General features: G+C 66.9%; 18 protein-coding genes. 10 read left to right on the top strand and 8 right to left on the bottom strand.

The window, feature by feature from the left end; translation table 11 throughout:
* Positions 1–22 precede the first annotated feature (22 nt).
* The 4 genes from ctaD to AC3A6G_RS17645 form a co-directional block, all read right to left on the bottom strand.
* Positions 23–1,654, bottom strand: a complete 1,632-nt coding sequence (gene ctaD / locus AC3A6G_RS17660) for a cytochrome c oxidase subunit I (protein ID WP_487862818.1) — start codon at positions 1,652–1,654, stop codon at positions 23–25.
* 55 nt (positions 1,655–1,709) lie between these two features.
* Entirely contained in the window at positions 1,710–2,888 is a 1,179-nt protein-coding gene (gene coxB, locus AC3A6G_RS17655) for a cytochrome c oxidase subunit II (RefSeq protein WP_487874198.1), read from the bottom strand.
* Between the two features lie 59 nt (positions 2,889–2,947).
* Positions 2,948–3,424, bottom strand: a complete 477-nt coding sequence (locus AC3A6G_RS17650; protein ID WP_487862816.1) for a DUF2244 domain-containing protein — start codon at positions 3,422–3,424, stop codon at positions 2,948–2,950.
* A gap of 158 nt (positions 3,425–3,582) precedes the next feature.
* Complete coding sequence (locus AC3A6G_RS17645; RefSeq protein ID WP_487865186.1) at positions 3,583–4,500, bottom strand: class I SAM-dependent methyltransferase; 918 nt, start codon at positions 4,498–4,500, stop codon at positions 3,583–3,585.
* Between the two features lie 23 nt (positions 4,501–4,523).
* On the opposite strand from AC3A6G_RS17645, the gene AC3A6G_RS17640 reads away from it, so the two are divergent.
* The 3 genes from AC3A6G_RS17640 (at position 4,524) to AC3A6G_RS17630 (ending at position 6,141) form a co-directional block, all read left to right on the top strand.
* Entirely contained in the window at positions 4,524–5,240 is a 717-nt protein-coding gene (locus tag AC3A6G_RS17640) for a ComF family protein (RefSeq protein ID WP_487874197.1), read from the top strand.
* 29 nt (positions 5,241–5,269) lie between these two features.
* A complete protein-coding gene (gene trmL / locus AC3A6G_RS17635) occupies positions 5,270–5,731 on the top strand; it encodes a tRNA (uridine(34)/cytosine(34)/5-carboxymethylaminomethyluridine(34)-2'-O)-methyltransferase TrmL (RefSeq protein WP_487865184.1) in 462 nt (153 codons plus the stop codon).
* A 110-nt stretch (positions 5,732–5,841) separates the two neighbouring features.
* Positions 5,842–6,141, top strand: coding sequence for a DUF4148 domain-containing protein (locus AC3A6G_RS17630; protein ID WP_487862812.1), 300 nt, complete (start codon positions 5,842–5,844; stop codon positions 6,139–6,141).
* A gap of 6 nt (positions 6,142–6,147) precedes the next feature.
* Here AC3A6G_RS17630 and AC3A6G_RS17625 read toward each other — a convergent pair whose 3' ends face one another.
* Positions 6,148–6,609, bottom strand: coding sequence for a MaoC family dehydratase (locus tag AC3A6G_RS17625; protein ID WP_487865183.1), 462 nt, complete (start codon positions 6,607–6,609; stop codon positions 6,148–6,150).
* Positions 6,610–6,663: 54 nt separating this feature from the next.
* Entirely contained in the window at positions 6,664–7,284 is a 621-nt protein-coding gene (locus AC3A6G_RS17620) for a nucleotide-binding protein (RefSeq protein ID WP_487862810.1), read from the bottom strand.
* 92 nt (positions 7,285–7,376) lie between these two features.
* Between AC3A6G_RS17620 and kefF the strand changes: the two genes are divergently transcribed.
* A complete protein-coding gene (gene kefF / locus AC3A6G_RS17615) occupies positions 7,377–8,006 on the top strand; it encodes a glutathione-regulated potassium-efflux system oxidoreductase KefF (protein ID WP_487862809.1) in 630 nt (209 codons plus the stop codon).
* 1 nt (position 8,007) lies between these two features.
* Positions 8,008–9,873, top strand: a complete 1,866-nt coding sequence (kefC, locus tag AC3A6G_RS17610; protein WP_487874196.1) for a glutathione-regulated potassium-efflux system protein KefC — start codon at positions 8,008–8,010, stop codon at positions 9,871–9,873.
* 27 nt (positions 9,874–9,900) lie between these two features.
* On the opposite strand, the gene AC3A6G_RS17605 is transcribed toward kefC, so the two are convergent.
* On the bottom strand, positions 9,901–10,584 hold the full coding sequence (locus AC3A6G_RS17605) for a TetR/AcrR family transcriptional regulator (protein ID WP_487862807.1): 684 nt from the start codon (positions 10,582–10,584) through the stop codon (positions 9,901–9,903).
* Between the two features lie 211 nt (positions 10,585–10,795).
* On the opposite strand from AC3A6G_RS17605, the gene AC3A6G_RS17600 reads away from it, so the two are divergent.
* From AC3A6G_RS17600 to AC3A6G_RS17580, 5 genes are read left to right on the top strand one after another with little or no spacing between them, the layout of a single operon-like run.
* A complete protein-coding gene (locus AC3A6G_RS17600) occupies positions 10,796–12,973 on the top strand; it encodes a hydantoinase/oxoprolinase family protein (protein WP_487862806.1) in 2,178 nt (725 codons plus the stop codon).
* The gene (locus tag AC3A6G_RS17595; RefSeq protein ID WP_487862805.1) at positions 12,973–14,706 is read left to right on the top strand and encodes a hydantoinase B/oxoprolinase family protein; all 1,734 of its coding nucleotides are present in this window, start codon (positions 12,973–12,975) and stop codon (positions 14,704–14,706) included. The genes AC3A6G_RS17600 and AC3A6G_RS17595 overlap by 1 nt, the downstream gene beginning before the upstream one ends.
* A 41-nt stretch (positions 14,707–14,747) precedes the next feature.
* Entirely contained in the window at positions 14,748–15,749 is a 1,002-nt protein-coding gene (locus AC3A6G_RS17590) for an ABC transporter substrate-binding protein (protein WP_487862804.1), read from the top strand.
* A gap of 25 nt (positions 15,750–15,774) precedes the next feature.
* Positions 15,775–16,548, top strand: coding sequence for an ABC transporter ATP-binding protein (locus AC3A6G_RS17585; RefSeq protein WP_487862803.1), 774 nt, complete (start codon positions 15,775–15,777; stop codon positions 16,546–16,548).
* A gap of 3 nt (positions 16,549–16,551) precedes the next feature.
* Positions 16,552–17,349: an ABC transporter permease gene (locus AC3A6G_RS17580; RefSeq protein WP_487862802.1), complete on the top strand. Its 798-nt coding sequence runs from the start codon at positions 16,552–16,554 to the stop codon at positions 17,347–17,349.
* A gap of 13 nt (positions 17,350–17,362) precedes the next feature.
* Here the strand turns inward: AC3A6G_RS17580 and AC3A6G_RS17575 are convergent, their stop codons facing one another.
* Entirely contained in the window at positions 17,363–18,229 is an 867-nt protein-coding gene (locus tag AC3A6G_RS17575; protein ID WP_487862801.1) for an amidohydrolase family protein, read from the bottom strand.
* Positions 18,230–18,314: the final 85 nt, after the last annotated feature.

Below are 18,314 nucleotides of genomic sequence, written 5' to 3'. Positions count from 1 at the left end.
CGGGCCGCGGGCCTGGGAAGGTTCAGCCGATCACCTTGGTGGCGGTCGGATCGAGCTTGGGCGGATTCTCGAAGGTGTGGAAGGGCGCCGGCGACGGCACTTCCCACTCGAGGCCTTCAGCGGCTTCCCAGGGCTTCTGGGGAGCCGGCTCGCCCTTGCCGAGCATGTTCGGCAGCACGATGAACAGGAAGAAGTACACCTGTGCGAGGCCGAACCCGAAGGCACCGACCGAAGCCACCGCGTTGAAGTCGGCGAACTGCATCGGGTAGTCGGCATAGCGGCGCGGCATGCCCGCCAGGCCCAGGAAGTGCATCGGGAAGAAGGTGATGTTGAACGAGATCAGCGACCACCAGAAGTGGATCTTGCCGCGCGTCTCGCTGTACATCACGCCGGTCCACTTGGGCGCCCAGTAGTAGTAGCCCGCGAACATGGCGTACAGCGAGCCGGCCACCAGCACGTAGTGGAAGTGGGCCACCACGTAGTAGGTGTCCTGCAGCTGGATGTCGATCGGCGCCACGGCGAGGATCAGGCCCGTGAAGCCGCCCATCGTGAACACGAAGATGAAGCCCACGGCGAACAGCATCGGGGTCTCGAAGGTCATCGAGCCCTGCCACATGGTGGCGATCCAGTTGAAGATCTTCACCGCCGTCGGCACCGCGATCAGCATGGTCGCGTACATGAAGAACAGCTGGCCCGTGACCGGCATGCCGGTGGTGAACATGTGGTGCGCCCAGACGATGAACGACAGGATCGCGATCGACGAGGTGGCGTACACCATCGAGGCGTAGCCGAAGAGCTTCTTGCGCGCGAAGGCCGGCACGATCTGGCTGATGATGCCGAAGGCCGGCAAGATCATGATGTAGACCTCGGGGTGGCCGAAGAACCAGAAGATGTGCTGGTACATCACCGGGTCGCCGCCGCCGGCGGGGTTGAAGAAGCTGGTGCCGAAGTGGCGATCGGTCAGCGTCATGGTGATGGCGCCGGCGAGCACGGGCATCACCGCGATCAGCAGGTAGGCGGTGATGAGCCAGGTCCAGCAGAACATCGGCATCTTCATCAGCGTCATGCCCGGGGCGCGCATGTTCAGGATGGTGACGATGATGTTGATCGAGCCCATGATCGACGAGGCGCCCATGATGTGCATCGCGAAGATGCCGGCGTCCATCGAGGGGCCCATCTGCAGCGTGAGCGGCGCGTAGAGCGTCCAGCCCGCGGCGGGCGCGCCGCCGGGCATGAAGAACGAACCCACGAGCATGATGGCCGCCGGGATCAGCAGCCAGAAGCTGAAGTTGTTCATGCGCGCGAACGCCATGTCCGACGCGCCGATCTGCAGCGGGATCATCCAGTTCGCGAAGCCCACGAAGGCCGGCATGATGGCGCCGAACACCATGATCAGGCCGTGCATCGTGGTGAACTGGTTGAAGAGTTCGGGGTTCACCACCTGCAGGCCGGGCTGGAACAGCTCGGCGCGGATCAGCAGCGCGAGCACGCCGCCCACCATCAGCATCGTGAAGCTGAACAGCAGGTAGAGCGTGCCGATGTCCTTGTGGTTGGTGGCGAACACCCAGCGGCGCCAGCCGGTCGGCGCTTCGTGATGCTCGTCGTGTGCGTGGCCGTCTTGAACGTGACCGTGGGGGTCGAGGACTGCACTCATTTCATTGTTCCTTGCAATTTCTTCGTCGCGGTGCGCTGTGGCTCGATCTTCGCGATCACTTGCCGCGCAGGGCCAGAACTTCGGCCGGCTGCACGATCTGGCCGGTCTTGTTCGACCAGCTGTTCTTGGTGTACGTGGCGACCGCCGCGAGGTCGGTGTCGCTCAACTGCTTCCAGGCCGGCATAGCGCCGTTGTTCTGGCCGTTGAGCAGCACCAGCAGCTGGACCTTGTGGTCGGCGTCGATCACCTTCGGGCTGGCGTCCAGCGCCTTGATCGGACCGGCGCCCTTGCCGTTGGCCTGGTGGCAGGCTGCGCAGTTGGCCGCATAGACCTTCTCGCCGCGCACCATCATTTCGGGCAGCGCCCAGACCTTGCTCGGATCGTCGAGCTTGGCCGCGGCTTCCTTGCGCTTGGTGTCGACCCAGGCCGTGTAGTCGGCCGCCGAGACCACCTTCACGTGGATCGGCATGTAGGCGTGTTCCTTGCCGCAGAGTTCCTGGCACTGGCCATAGTAGTCGCCCACAGTCTCGGCACGGAACCAGGTGTCGCGCACGAAGCCGGGGATTGCGTCCTGCTTGATGCCGAGTTGGGGCACCGCGAACGCGTGGATCACGTCGTTGGCCGTGGTGATGATGCGGACCTTCTTGTCCACCGGCACGACGAGCGGGTTGTCGACCTTGAAGAGGTAGTCGACAGGCACGTCGCCCTTGGCGCCAGCGTCGGACATCGCGCGGTGCGAGCTGTCGAGCGTGGAGATGAACGCCAGGCCCTCGCCCTCGCCATTGAGATAGTCGTAGCCCCACTTCCACTGGTAGCCCGTGGTCTTGATGGTGAGGTCGGCATTGGTGGTGTCCTTCTGGGCCACCAGCACCTTGGTGGCGGGCAGCGCCATCACGATCACGATGAGGAAGGGCACGATGGTCCAGATGACCTCGACCACCACCGACTCATGGAAGTTCGCGGCCTTGTGGCCGACCGACTTGCGGTGCTTCCAGATCGAATAGAACATGACCGCGAACACGGCAACGAAGATCACCGTGCAGATGATCATCATCACCGTGTGGAGGAAATGCTGTTCCTGCGCGATCTTGGTGACGCCGATCGGGAGGTTCAGCTGGCGCACCGAGGGGCCGCCGGGCAGATCGTTGACTGCGTGCGCCGCGCCGCTGAAAGCCGCGCCGGCCGCCAGCAACAGATTTGCCAGCCTGTACTTATTGCGCCAAATGCTCTTCATCGTGTTCACGTTTCTTCAATTTTTTCAACAAACCCAACCCAGCAGCGCCGCGCGGACCCTCAGGCGCCACGCAACGCCATGCGAATCTCGCGCGCCAATGCGGCCCGCAACTCCGGGCGCACAAAGCGCCCCACCCTGACCGTCCGCCCCTGGCCCGAGACCTCGATCAGCGAACGATCGCCCGACCAAGGCTCGATGCGGACCTGATGCGGCAGGAATTCCGTGCGCTCAAAGTCACCACCGTTCTCGAGCTCCACCACCAGCCGGCCGCCCTGCAGCGCGATCCTCTCTCCGTCGGTCGCGTGCCGTGCATACAGCATGAAGGCGAAACCCACCGCCGCCAGCTCGAGCCAGGCAAAAGGCAGGACCAACGGCGCCCCGTTCAGCCAGAAGGCCGTGCCGATACCGAGCGATACCACGCACAGCGATGCATAGAGCCAGCCCAGCTGGCTCGGCGTCACCGAGCAGTTGCGCTTCAGGAACCATTGGATGCCCTGGCCTGAAACGGTGGCAAAGCGAAACACGGAATTCGACACGGGCGAGTTCTGCAAATCGGTGCGTCGACGCTGTCCAATCCCTTGTCTCCACAGGATCCGGCAGACCTCGTTCGCGGAACCATTCCCGCGAGTTTCACGCAACGGCGGATTGTAGCGGGTCGAGAGAGGCGGCCGCTCGTGAAATGCGTGTTCGCGGCCTACGGCCCGGGGCGGCCGCGCTGGAGCATCGAACGCATTTCGCGCAGGGAAACCGCGCTCTCGGCCGACAGCGCCACGCGCGGTGCCGGCTTGAAGGCATGGCCATAGATCACTTCGAAGGTCATCGCGATGCCACCGCCGCCGGCTTCTGCCGGTGCCAGCTCGGGCAGCGCGCGCTTCAGCGCCGCGTGCCAGGCCTTGCCGCGCAGTGCCGGGAAGCGCGCGGGATGCAGGTTGCGCCCAAGCGTGCGCAGCTCGGCCAGCGCCGCCTCGGGCGTGGTCCAGGTCAGCACGATGCGTTCCATGTCCATCACCGGCTCCGCGAAGCCGGCATGCACCAGCATGTCGCCCCAGTCGTGCATGTCGGTGAATTCGTGACCCGCCGCCGGCCAGCCGAGCCGGGCATGCAGCGCGCGCAGTTCGCGCACCGTGTCGGGTCCGAGACACGAGAACATCAGGAAGCCGTCGGTGGCGACCAGGCGATGCCAGTGCGCGATGAGCGCCTCGGGGTCGGCGGCCATGTGCAGCGACATGTTGGCCCAGAGCAGGTCGACGCCGTCCTCGGGCGGCGGCTCGAAGCGCGTGCGGCCGCCAGCCTGCCAGCGGCGCGCGCTCCACCAGGGCGCGGCGAGCGCCTGGCCGGTCGCGGCGGCGAGCGCCGGTTCGGGCTCGATCACGAAGGAGGCGGCATCGCTGTAGCGCCGGGCCACCAGGTCGTGTGCCTCGAGCCCGCCGCGCAGCGGCGCCCAGTCGGCCCAGGTGCGCGGCTGCGCCTTGATCCATTGCAGCCGGTCTTCCATGCGGCGGCCCACTTCTTCGTGCAACCAGGGCGATCCGGCCTCGGGCACGGTCCGGCGCCAGCGCGAAGCCGCCGTGGGGTCGATGGTCGGCGGTCTTCTTGCGGGGTCGGTGGCCATGGGGCCGTGAGTATATTGAGCCCATGTTCAGCCGCTGGAGCCACCGGCCTTTGACCTCTCTGCTCGCACGGCTGCCCAGCCAGTGCGAGGTCTGCCGCGCCTGGCCTTCGCAGCGCGTCTGCGATGCCTGCGTGGCCCGCTTCGCGCCGCCGACCACGCGCTGCGCCACCTGCGCCTTGCCCGTGCCCGCGGGCGTGGTGCGCTGCGGCGAATGCCTGCGCGATCCACCGCCGCTCGATGCCTGCCTCGCCGCCTGCGCCTATGCGTGGCCCTGGCCGGAGTGCATTGCCCAGTTCAAGTTCCGCGGCGAAGCCGGTTGGGCCGGCCCGCTGTCCACGCTGATGCGCAGCGTGCCGTGGGTGGAGCCGGCGCTCGAGCGCTGCGGCCTGGTGCTGCCGATGCCGGTGGCGCCGGCGCGGCTACGCGAGCGCGGCTTCAACCAGGCGCTCGAGCTCGCGCGCCGGCTCGCCCCGGCCAAGACCGATGCCACGCTGCTGCTGCGCACGCGCGAGACGCCGCCCCAGCGCGGCCTCGCGCGCGCCGAGCGGCTGCGCAACCTGCGGGGCGCCTTCGCCGTCGAGCCCTTGGGCGCCGAACGCCTGCGCGGCAGCCGCGTGGTGCTGGTCGACGACGTGATGACGAGCGGCGCCTCGGTGTTCTCGGCCGCCGCGGCGCTGCGGCTGGCCGGCGCCGCGCATGTAACGGCGATCGTGTTCGCGCGCACCGACCCGCCGCATTGAGCGGCCTCGCCCGCGCCGACAATCGGCGCATGTTCCATATCGTTCTGGTCCACCCCGAAATTCCCCCTAACACGGGCAACGTGATCCGCCTTGCGGCCAACACCGGCTGCGCGCTCCACCTGGTCGAGCCGCTGGGTTTCTCGATGGACGACCGGCTGCTGCGCCGGGCCGGACTCGACTACCACGAATATGCCGAGGTCAAGCGGCACGGCAGTTGGGAGGCGCTGCTCGACAGCGAACGTCCGGCGGCCGAGCGCATGTTCGCGCTCACGACCCGCGGCACGCGCGCCGTGCACGACGTGCGCTTCGCGCCGGGCGACTGGCTGGTGTTCGGCTCGGAAACCAGTGGGTTGCCACCCACGCTGCGCGAGCGCTTCGGCGAAGCCCAGCGGCTGCGGCTGCCGATGCGCGAGGGGCAGCGCAGCCTGAACCTGTCGAACGCCGTGGCGGTGACGATCTTCGAAGCCTGGCGGCAGAACGGTTTCGGCTGAACATTTTTTCGCCGGTGGTGTATCCAACCGGCGTTCGGCTGCGTATAGAAGAGCACGTACGGGGCACAACTGCACCCGACCTCTTCAATCATTCTTTCAAGGAATTTGCCATGGCCATGAACCTCTCCACCCTCCTCGTCGCTGCATCGGCAGCCCTCGCCGCAACGACCAGCGCGCAAGCCTTCCAGGGCGAGCAGAACCCGCTGCCGCCCGCGCCGTTCCAGTCGACGCTGTCACGCGCCGAAGTGCAGGCACAGGCGCGCAACCCGCTGCAGATCAGCAATGGCAGCACCGGCGTCCATCACCTCGCCGGCTCGAAGATCGATCGCGCAACGGTGCGCGCCGGTGCGGTCGGCATCACGGCGGACGGCCACTCCGCCTATGGCGAGGCATCCGGCACGATGCTCTGACGTGCTTCAACGGTAGCGGCGCGCCACCGATTCGGCCACGCAGGCCGGCTTGGCCGCGCCTTCGAGCTCGATCGTGGTTTCCCAGGTCATCTGGTAGCCGTCATCGGCGATCGGCTCGGCCGTAAGCAGCTTCATGCGCGCGCGCAGCCGCCTGCCAACGGGCACCGGCGACATGAAGCGCACCCGGTTGAGCCCGTAGTTCACGCCCATGCGCGACTCGACCACCTCGATCGCCGTCTCGAAGAAGCGCGGCAGCAGCGACAGGGTCAGAAAGCCATGGGCGATCGGCGCACCAAACGGCCCGTTCTTGGCACGCTCGATGTCGACGTGGATCCACTGGTGGTCGCCGGTCGCCTCGGCGAACTGGTTCACCTGTTCCTGCGTCACGGTGATCCAGTCGCTCACGGCGACTTCCTGGCCCACGCAGGCGGCAAGGTCCTGCAGCGTCTGGAATGTCTTCTTGGTCATGCGCGGCACTCTAGCGGGTTGCTGCATGCAGGCGGTGTCGGCCGCGCGACAGCGTCAGCCTTCGAGCCACTGGCAGATCGGCTGCCACTGCTCGAGGTCGCGCTGCACCCGCCCGGGCGCGATGTCGAACAGCGTCAGTCCGCGCGCGGCGAGCTGCACATAGTTCTGCGTGTCGCGCACTTCGCCGAGCACCGGCACGCCGAGGCTCGCGACGAATTCGCCGAGCCGGTCGGCCGCGAGCGTGCGGGCATTCACGCGCATGCCCACGAGGCCGATCTTCGTCTTCTCGGCGCGGCGCTGCGCCATGAGCCGGTCGATGAAGTCGCGCGTCGCGTAGATGTCGAAGATGCTGGGCTGCAACGGCACGATCACGCGGTCGGCCAGCGCCAGCACCTCCTTGAAGCGCCATCCGTGCAGGCCGGCGGGGGTGTCGAGCACGGCATGCGTGGTGCCCTTCGGCGGGCGCACCACGGCGCTGTCGCCCGACGCTTCCCAGGTGGCGATCGGCCGCGCCTGCGGCGGGCGCAGCCCGAGCCAGAGCCGCGACGACTGCTGGCGGTCCACGTCGCCGAGCATCACGGCATGACCCCGGCTCGCGAAATAGCCCGCAATGTTCGTCGCGAGTGTCGATTTGCCCACGCCACCTTTCGGGTTGGCGACCAGAACCACCGGCATAGATAAGCCCTCCAGAGCTGGAACAGCCCGCATCGTAGTGCCTGCCCCTGCGCCCGGGCGGGCCGGCAACTTTGCGCTATGTTCGCGAAATGATGACAACAACAACTACAAGATCCGCCGGCGCCATCTATGTGATTGCCGCCCATCCGCACTGGCGCGAATCGCGCGTCAACCGCCGGCTGCTGGCCGCAGCGCGCTCGGTGCCCGGCGTGGAGGTGAACGATCTCTACGGCACCTACCCCGACCTCGCGATCGACGTGCAGGCCGAGCAGGCGCGTCTCGCCCGGGCCAGCCTGGTGGTGCTGATGCACCCGATCCAGTGGTATTCGGCGCCCCCGCTGCAGAAGCTCTGGTTCGACGACGTGCTCGGCTACGGCTGGGCCTACGGCCGCGGCGGCACGGCACTCCAGGGCAAGGACTGCTGGCTCGTCGCCACCACGGGCGGCCCCGAGCGCAGCTACCACCCGCAGAGCTACAACCGCTATTTCTTCGACGCCTTCCTGCCTCCCTACGAGCAGACCGCCACGCTCTGCGGCATGCGCTTCCTGCCGCCGCTGGTCTTGCATGGCGCGCGCAGCGCCTTGGAGGCGGAGGTCGAGGCCCACCTGGAAGTTTTCGTGCAACGCCTCCAGAGCTATCCCGACTGGCCCGAGATGGACGAACTCGATGCCTGCATCGCCTGCCCGGTGCCGCAGACCGACCGGCCCGCGGAGTCGACCTGAGATGGAACACGCACCCGCCTGGCTGACCAGCAGCCTGATCTACCTCAGCGCCGCGGTGCTCGTGGTGCCGCTTTCCAAGGCACTGGGCCTCGGTTCCATCATCGGCTACCTCGTCGCGGGCATCGCCATCGGCCCGTGGGGGCTCGGCCTGGTCTCGAGCGTCGAGGAGGTGCTGCATTTCGCCGAGTTCGGCGTGGTGCTGATGCTGTTCCTCGTCGGCCTCGAACTCGAACCCAGGCGCTTGTGGAACCTGCGCCGGCCGATCTTCGGCTGGGGCACCGCGCAGGTGCTCGCCTGCGCGGTGGCGCTCTTTGCCGTCGGCTTTGCGGTGGGCGCGCCATGGCGCGTGGCGCTGGTCGCGGCGCTCGGCCTTGCGCTGTCCTCCACGGCGATCGCGCTGCAGGTGTTCGGCGAGCGCAACCTGCTGAAGGCGCCGAGCGGCCAGGCCGGTTTCTCGATCCTGCTGTTTCAGGACGTGGCTGCGATCCCCATCCTCGCGCTGCTGCCGCTGCTGGCCGGCGCCACGGCCGCCGAGCCTGCGATCTCGGGACTGGACCGCACGCTCGAGGGCCTGAAGATCGTCGGCGTCATCGCCGCCATCATCCTTGGCGGCCGCCTCGCGTTGCGGCCGCTCCTGCGCTGGATCGCGCGCAGCAACACGCCCGAGATCTTCACCGCCGCGGCGCTGCTGGTGGTGGTGGCCATCGCCGCGCTGATGCTGTTCGTCGGCCTCTCGATGGCGCTCGGCGCCTTCCTGGCCGGCGTGCTGCTGGCCGAAAGCGAATACCGGCGCGAACTCGAGACCGACATCGAACCTTTCAAGGGCCTGCTGCTCGGGCTGTTCTTCATCGCGGTCGGCATGTCGATCGATTTCGGCGTGCTGATCGCAAGCCCCGGCATGATGGCGCTGCTCGTGGTCGGCTTCATGGCGATCAAGCTGGCCGTGATCTACGCGCTCGCTAAGGCCATGGGCATCGCCTACCAGGAGCGCCCCGTGTTCACGCTGCTGCTGGCCCAGGGCGGCGAGTTCGCGTTCGTGGTGTTCCAGGCGGCCGGCCCCGACGTGCTGCCGCCCCAGACCACCTCGCTGCTGATCGGGGCCGTGGCGCTCTCGATGCTGCTGTCGCCGCTCCTGCTGGTGCTGCTAGACAAGCTGGTGCTGCCGCGCTACAGCCGGCCACCGGCCACGCAGCTCGAGGAAATCTCGGAGCAGCAGGATGCCAAGGTGCTGATCTGCGGCTTCGGCCGCTATGGCCAGATCGTCGGGCGCATGCTGATGTCGCAGGGCCTTGCCGTCACGGTGCTCGACCACGATGCCGACACGGTCGAGGGCTTGCGCCAGTTCGGCTTTCGCGTGTTCTACGGCGATGCGACCCGCCTCGACCTGCTGCGCACCGCGGGCGCGGGCACCGCGAAGGCGGTGGTCGTCGCGGTCGACGACGTGGAGCAATCGCTCGAGATCGTCGACCTGTTCCGCGCGCACTTTCCGCAGGCGGGCATCGTCGCGCGGGCACGCAACGTGGGGCACCTGTTCCAGCTGCGCGACCGCGGCGTGGAACACATCGAGCGCGAACTCTTCGAATCGTCGCTGCGCAGCGCGCGCTCGGTGCTCGAGGTGCTGGGCTGGCCCGCGGCCGAGGCGCGCGAAACGAGCATGCGCTTTCGCCTGCGCAACCTGCAGCTCACCGACGAGATCTACCCGCACTACAAGGACCGCGCCAAGTTCATTGCGGCCAACAAGGAGGGTCGCCAGCAGTTCGAGGCACAGATGGCGCGCGAGCGCGAAGAACGCAAGCTGCGCTCGGGGCAGGACTGGGACCGGTTCGGGGAAGAAAAAAAAAACTCGAACGTCGAAGCCGACGGCTGAGGTGCATACCGCAAGCCGGTCCTCTTCTTACGATGACGCTCCCGAACCCGGCGTACCGGGATGCGTGTTGCACAGATAGCTGAGCACCATGTCCGCCGCGTGCGCGAGCCGCCCTTCGACACGCGCGGGCGTGCCCAGGTCCACGTCCAGCACAAACGACAGCGTGTAGCGGTTGGTGATGAAGTAGGAGCCCAGGCCCGAGATCGACACATAGAGGTCGACCCAGTCTGCGTCCAGGCGGAACACGCCCTTGTCCTTGCCCTTCTGCAGCACCTCCGCGAGCGCGATGCGCAGCGGATTGAACATCGCCTGGATCTGTTTCGACTTGCGGATGTGCGTGGCCTTGTGCAGGTTCTCGTTGGACAGAAGGTGCAGGAAGTCGGGCTGGTCGATGAAGTGCTGCACCGTCTTCATGACCAGTTGGCGCATGTCGGCCACGGGGTCTTCGCCCGTCAACGCAAGCTCGTTCTGTCGCACGCGCATGGCCCCATAGGCCTGCTCCATGACCTCGATGAACAGTGCCTCCTTGCCGTCGAAGTAGTGATAGACCAGGTTCTTGCTGATCTTGCAGCGCGCCACGATGGCATCGATGCGCGCGCCGTCGTAGCCGCGAGCCGCGAACTCCTTGGTCGCGAATTTCAGGATGCGCTCGCGGCTGGCCACGGCGTTGCGGGGGCGTTTTTTCGCGATGGCTGGGAGGGTCGGCGTCATGAGCTCGCTGGTAGGTTCGGGGCCGGACGCCCGACGCGCGGAGTTTACAGATCCCATGCCGTTCCTCCGCGCAAACCCGTAGAAGGAATTCGTTGACAAGCGTGCATTGCGCCTCCTATATTCGCCTCTAATAGTACTAGCCAGTTAGTTAGTAAATGACCGGTGGTAGCGATTATCAACCAGCCGCAAGGCACATGGATCGGAGTGTCGGATGAACTTGAAAAATGAGGCTCCCCGCGGGGTGCGGGTCGGTTGCGACATCGGCGGCACGTTCACGGACATCGTGATGGCCATGCCGGACGGCCGGCTCTACGTGAACAAGACATCGACCACGCCTAACGACCTTGGCCGCGCGATCGTGCAGGGCCTCGGGGCGTTGATCGAGCAGGCCGGCATCGCGCCGGGGGACATCACGGAGATCGTGCATGGCACTACCACAGCGTCGAACACGATCCTGCAGAAAGTCGGCGCGAAGACCGGCGTGCTGACCACCGAAGGCTTTCGCGACGTGCTGGAAATCGGCCGCATCCGCACGCCGACCATGTTCGACTTGGGCTGGTCCAAGCCCGAGCCGCTGTCGCCGCGCCGCTGGCGCCGCGGCATCCGCGAACGCATGGATGCGCGCGGCCGTGTCGTCACACCGCTGGACGAGGCGCAGTTGATAGCCGAGGCGGGCGCGCTCGTGAACGAGGGCGTCGGCTCGATGGCGATCTGCTTTCTCAACAGCTACATCAATCCCGCGCACGAGCTCGCCGCCAAGGCCTTGCTGCAGGCGCATTTCCCCGACGTGCTGCTGAGCGTGTCGTGCGAAGTGCTGCCCGAGATCAAGGAGTACGAGCGCACCAGCACCACGGTGGTCAATGCCTACATCCTGCCCGCTATGCGCACTTACCTGGCCCGGCTGCGCAAAGACCTTGAGCGCATGGGTGTGAAGGCATCGCTGCAGGTCATGGCGTCCAACGGCGGCATGATGGGCATCGCCTCGGCGACCGACAAGCCGGTGTTCGCGGTGGCCTCCGGTCCGGCCGGCGGCGTGGCGGGCGCGGTCGAGATCGGCAAGCTCGGCGGCGACGCGGACCTGATCGTCTTCGACATGGGCGGCACGACGGCCAAAGCATCGATCATTGCCGCCAGCCAGCCTTCGCTCACCAACGAATACGAGTTCCGCGACGGGATCAGCGCGCCGAGCCGCTTCGTGAAGGGCGGCGGCTACGTGCTCAAGGTGCCGGCCATCGACATTGCCGAGGTCGGCGCGGGCGGTGGCTCGATCGCCTGGATCGATTCCGGCGGCCTGCTGTGCGTGGGCCCCGAGTCGGCCGGCGCCATGCCTGGCCCAGCCTGCTACGGCAACGGCAACGACCGCCCGACCGTGACCGACGCCAACATGGTGCTGGGCTACCTCAATCCGCGCGCGCTGGCCGGCGGCAGCCTGCGCGTGTCGCCTGAGCTGTCGAAGGCCGCCATCGCGCGCCACGTGGGTGAGCCGCTCGGCCTTGAGCTGCTCGCCGCGGCGCACGGCATCCGCCAGGTCGCCAACGTCAACATGGCGCGCGCCATCCGTGCCGTGACGGTCGAACGCGGGCGCGATCCGCGCGACATGTCGATGATCGCGTTCGGCGGCGGCGGCCCGCTGCATGCGGTGTCGGTCGCGCGCCTTCTGGGCATCCGCCGGGTGATCGCCCCGATCATGGCGGGCGTGTTCTGCTCGGCCGGCATGCTGTCTGCGGATGCGGAGCACAACTTCGTCAAGGCCATCCTCCAGCCGCTGGCCGACTGCACGCCGGCCGAACTCGGCAGCATGGCAGCCGCGCTTGGCGACAAGGGCTATTCGGTGCTGGCCTCGGAGGGCTACCCGCCCGAAGACGCCACCATTGTTCTTGCCGCGGACCTGCGCTATGTGGGCCAGAGCTCCGAGCTGACCGTGCCGCTTGCGTCGGCACGCGTCGGCAAGGACGCCATCGCACAGCTCACGCACGATTTCCAGGCCATGTACCACCAGACCTTCGGCTACAGCAGCGATGAGCCGCTCGAGCTGGTCAACCTGCGCGTGTCGGCCCGCGGGCGCAGCAAGCACCGGCTCGACTTCGCGACCTGCCAGGTCGACGGCACCGCGTTGCAGGGCGAGGCGGGCACGCGCCTCGTGAGCTTTGCGGCCGGTGAGGCGCCGATCGAGACACGCGTGGTACCGCGCTCGCAACTCGCGCTCGAGCCGCAGCAGGGCCCGGTCGTGATCGAGTCTTACGACACCACCATCGTCGTGCCGCCGCACTGCAGCGCGCGCGCCGATGCCGTTGGCAACATCATCATCGACCTGCAGGAGCAGGAAAGCGCCGCGCAGGCCCGTCCCAAGCAAGCGGGCACCGCAGTGCCACGCACGGAGGTTATCTAATGAGCAACGCCATCGACCCGATCACCTTCGCCGTGATCAAGAACGCGATGGATTCCATCGTCGACGAAGTCGCCTACACGGTCCTGCGTACCGCGCGCTCGGAGATCGTCAAGGACGTGATGGACTATTCGGCCGCAATCTGCGACCGCGAGGGCCAGATGATCGCGCAGGCCAAGACCATCGCACTGCACCTGGGCGCCATTCCAGAGGCGATGGCCGCCGTGAAGGCGCGCTACGACGGCAAGCTCGTGCCCGGAGATGCGGTCATCGTGAACGACCCCTACCAGGGCGGCATGCACCTGCCGGACATCTTCATGTTCGTGCCCTTCTTCTTCCAGGGGCAAATCGAGGGCTTCTGCGTCGTCATCTGCCATCACACCGACGTGGGCGGACGCGTGCCGGGCTCCAACGCCAGCGACTCGACCGAGGTCTACCAGGAGGGCCTGCGTATCCCGATCCTGAAGCTCTACGAGGCCGGTACGGTCAACGACACGGTGGAGCGCATCATCGCGCAGAACGTGCGCCTGCCCGACCGCGTGCTGGGCGACCTTCGTGCGCAGTACGCCGCGTGCCAGGTGGGCGTGCGCGAACTCACAGGACTGTTCGAACGCTACGGCCGCGAGCCGTCGCGCATGTACTTCGCCGAGCTGCTCGACTATGCCGAGCGCCTCACGCGCGCCGAGATCCGCACCTGGCCCAAGGGCACCTTTACCTTCGAGGATTTCATCGACGACGACGGCCTGTCGCCCGAACCGATCCCGATCCGCGTGGCGCTTACCGTGCACGAGGACCACGTCAGCGTGGACTACACCGGCTCGGCGCCGCAGGTGCGCGCGGCCATCAACTCCACGCGCTCCTACACCCACTCCTGCACCTACCTGAGCGTGCGCTGCGCGCTCAAGGGCGACGTGCCCAACAACGCCGGCGTGTTCCGCTGCGTGAGCATCCACGTACCCGAAGGCAGCGTGCTGAACCCGGTTGAGCCAGCGGCCGTGGCGGCGCGCGCGCTCACCGGCTACCGCGTGTTCGACACCATGCTCGGCGCGCTCGCGCAGGTGGTGCCCGACCGCATTCCGGCCGCCGGCGAAGGCGGCAACACGGTGGTCTGCCTCTCGGGCCAGGACGATGCGGGCAAGCCTTACATCATCGTGGACATGATCTGCGGCGCGTGGGGCGCCCGTCCGCATGCGGACGGCGTGGAGGCCATCACCAACGCATCGCAGAACCTGTCGAACACGCCGGTCGAGACGCTGGAGGCGCAACACCCCGTGCGCGTCGAAGCCTACGAAATGGAGCCCGACTCCTGCGGCGCCGGCCGCTACCGGGGAGGGCTCGGCATCCGCCGCAGCTACCGCGTTCTGGCCGACGACGTGCTGCTGCAACTGCGCGCCGACCGCATGAAGTTCCAGCCTTACGGCCTGGACGGCGGCGGCCCCGCCAAAGCTGCGGTCAACACGCTGACGCGCGGAGCCGACGATGAGATCGACGAAGCGCTGCCGAGCAAGGTCGGCATGCGAATTGCTCGCGGCAATCGCGTGACGCACATCCAGCCGGGCGGCGGCGGCTTCGGCGATCCGATACTGCGGCCGCTGGCCGAACTCGAGCGCGACGTCTGGAACCACAAGCTCAGCGCGGCCTTCGTTCGCGAGCACTATGCGGCTGTGCTCGACCCCGACACCGGAAAGCCCGACCTCGCCGCCACCCGGACCCTGCGCGACGTACGACCGACCTGACGCCCTCTCACCCACGACCAACCTGCAACCGGAGAAAAGCAATGAAACGACGGATCCTCAACCAGGGCTTGGCGGCGATGCTCGCAGCGCCCGCACTGTCGCTGGGCAGTTCGCTGGCTCGTGCGCAAGGCGCCGAAAAGCTGCGCGTGCGGCTCGACTTTTCACCGTGGGGCATGCACGCGGCCATGCACCTTGCGTTGCAGAAGGGGCTGTTCAAGGCACAGGGCCTGGACGTAGAGGTGCAGGACGGAACGGGCACGATCTCCACGTTGCAACTGCTCGCCGCCGGCCAGGTCGACATCGGCCAGGTGGCACTGGGCACCATGGCCGTCGCCAAGGAAAACGGGCTCGACCTCATGTCGATCGCCGGCTTCGCGCGCACCGGCGACCTGGCCGTTCTGGTCGACCAGACCCAGGGCGTGAAGACGCCGAAGGACCTGACCGGCAAGAAGCTCGTGTGTTTCACGACCAGTCCCTGGGCGCCGTTCATCGAACCCTTTCTCAAGGCTAACGGCATGAGCAAGAGCAGCATCAACCTCGTGATGGTCGCGCCCAGCGCCATGATCTCGACCTACGCTTCGGCCAACAGTGACGGCTTTCTCTCGCAGGCGCCGTTCGGCCAGCCCATGGTGCTCAAGTCTCGCAAAGCCTCGGCCCTGCTGCTGGGCGACAGCGGCATCAGCTTCCCGAGCTATGGCCTGGCCGTGACACCCAAGGCGCTGGAGAGCAGGCGCGAGGCGATCGCCAGATTCGTGCAGGTGCAGGTTCGCGCATGGCAGTACATCTACGACGGCCATGTCGACGAGGCGCTGGCGGCCATCGTCGCGCAACGGCCCAACGCGCGGCTGGATCCCGAGGTGCTGCGTGGCCAGATCGTGGCCTATCGCCCCTTCTTCGAAAGCCCCAGCAGCAAGAACCAGCCCTTCGGCCTGCAGAGCGATGCAGACTGGGCCGCCGCCATCCGGTCGATGGAACAGACCGGGCAGATCAAGCCCGGCCACAAGCCTTCGGACTACTACACCAATGCGCTACTGGCCGTCTGACCTTCCCCCCGCGAGGAGCACGCCCGTGTCCAGCTTTCTCGAGATCGAACGGCTGAACAAGATCTACCGGTCGGAGCGCAAGCCCATCCACGCCCTGCAGGACATCGACCTGCGCATCGAGGAAGGCGAATTCGTCTGCATCGTCGGACCGAGCGGCTGCGGCAAGAGCACGCTGATGCGCTGCATGGCCGGCCTCGAACCGATCTCCAGCGGCAAACTGGCGCTGCACGGGCGCGACATCGTGGCGCCGCCGGACGACATGGGCGTGGTATTCCAGCGCGACCTGCTGCTCGAATGGCGCAACATCCTCGACAACGTGCTGGTGGCGGCCGAGTTCCACGACCGCGACAGGCGCTCCCTCGAGCCGCGCGCACGCGAACTGCTTGCCCTGTTCGGCCTGTCGGCCTACCTCGACCGCTTTCCGCGCGAGCTCTCGGGTGGCATGCGGCAGCGCGTGTCGATCTGCCGCGCGATGCTGCTCGACCCCCAACTGCTGCTGATGGACGAGCCCTTCGGCGCGCTCGATCCGTTCACGCGCGACGAGCTCAATGCGGAGCTGCAGCGCACTTGGCTGGAGACACGCAAGACCGTGGTCTTCATCACGCACTCGATCACCGAGGCCGTGTTCCTCGGCAGCCGCGTGGTGATGATGGCGCGCGGGCCGGGGCGCATCGCTGACATCGTGCCGATCGAACTCGAGCGCCCGCGCGGCCTGGATGTTCGCGAGAGCGCCGCGTTCGCAGCCTACGTCGCGCGCATCCGCGACACCTTCCGTGAACTCGGCGTCTACAAGGGATAAGCCATGAAAAGCATCTGGGCGCGCACGCAGCGCAACTGGCAGGCCGTCGTCACCATCGCGGTGCTCCTGGTGATCTGGGAAGCGGCCGTGCGGCTGATCGGCATCCGCGACTTCCTGCTGCCCGCGCCGACGAAGATCGTGGGGCAGTTCTTCGCGCAGCCGGGCTATCTGTTGCTCGAGACGCTCGACACCATGCGCACCACGCTCTACGGCTTTGCGCTGGCGCTAGCGCTGGGCGTGGCCGCAGCCATCGGCATCGTGTATTCGAAGTTTCTCGACCGCACGCTCTACTCGCTGTTGGTAGCGCTCAACGCGGTGCCCAAGGTTGCGCTGGCGCCGCTGTTCGTGATCTGGATGGGCACGGGCACGATGCCCAAGGTGGCGATCGCGATGCTGATCGCGATTTTCCCGATCCTCATCGACACCGTGCTTGGCCTGCGCTCGACCGATCCGGACATGCTGGACATGGCGCGCGTCAACCATGCGTCGCGGGCCAAGATGCTCTGGAAGATCCGCTTCCCGAATGCCTTGCCGAGCATCTTCGCGGGCATGAAGGTGGGCGTGTCCTTCGCGCTGGTGGGGACCATCGTGGGCGAGTTCGTGGCCGGCGAGTCGGGCCTGGGGCACGTGATCCTCGTGGCACAGGGCAGCTTCGACACCTCGACGGTGTTCGTGGCCCTGGCGCTGCTGTGCGTGCTGGGGGTGGTGCTGTTCAAGGCCATCGAGATTGCCGAAGCGCACTGGCTCGTGTGGCACGCGTCGCAGCGCGAAAAGCCCGCGCTGGAAAGCGTGCCGACCTGAGGCGGGCGCCAGCTCAGCCTTCGAGCCCCAGCAACCGCACCGCGTTGTCCTTCAGGATGCCCGGCATCACCTCGGGCTTGAAGCCCGCGGCCTCGAAGTCCTTCATCCAGCGATCGGGGGTGATCAGCGGGTAGTCGCTGCCGAACAGCACGCGATCCTTCAGCAGCGTGTTGGCGTACTGCACCAGCTGCTTCGGAAAGTACTTGGGGCTCCAGCCCGACAGGTCGATCCAGACGTTGGGCTTGTGCGTGGCCACGCTCAGCGCCTCGTCCTGCCACGGAAAGCTCGGGTGCGCCATCACGATCTGCATGTCGGGGAAGTCGATCGCCACGTCGTCCAGGTGCATCGGGTTGCTGTATTCGAGCCGCAGGCCGCCGCCGCAGCGCATGCCCGAGCCGATGCCGCTGTGGCCGGTGTGGAAGATGGCCGGCAGCTTGTGCTCGGCAATCACCTCGTAGAGCGGCCAGGCCATCCGGTCGTAGGGATGGAAGGCCTGCACCGTCGGGTGGAACTTGAAGCCCTTGACACCGTGCTCCGCGATCAGCCTGCGCGCCTCGCGCGCGCCCATCTTCCCCTTGTGCGGATCGATGCTCGCGAAGGCGATCATCATGTCGCTGTTCTTCTGGGCGGCCTCGGCGATCTCCTCGTTCGGGATGCGCCGGCGGCCCATGTTCGACTCGGCGTCGACCATGAACATCACCAGCCCGATCTTGCGCTCGCGGTAATAGGCCACGCTCTCCGCAATGGTCGGACGGCCGCTCGAGCCGAAGTACTTGTCGGCGGCGCGGTCGTACTCTTCGCCGTAGTTGTCGAACGGATTCCAGCAACTCACCTCGGCGTGCGTGTGGATGTCGATGGCAATCAGGTTCCGGTGGTCCATGTCGTGGTCTCCAGTACGGGTAAGTCCCTAGGAATCAGTGCGCTCCAGCGCCTTGAATTGGTTATTTATCATAACCATAATCGAA

It is taken from the genome of Variovorax sp. Soil_C_26, from assembly GCF_057657075.1.
This window is presented reverse-complemented; position numbering and strand designations above follow the sequence as displayed.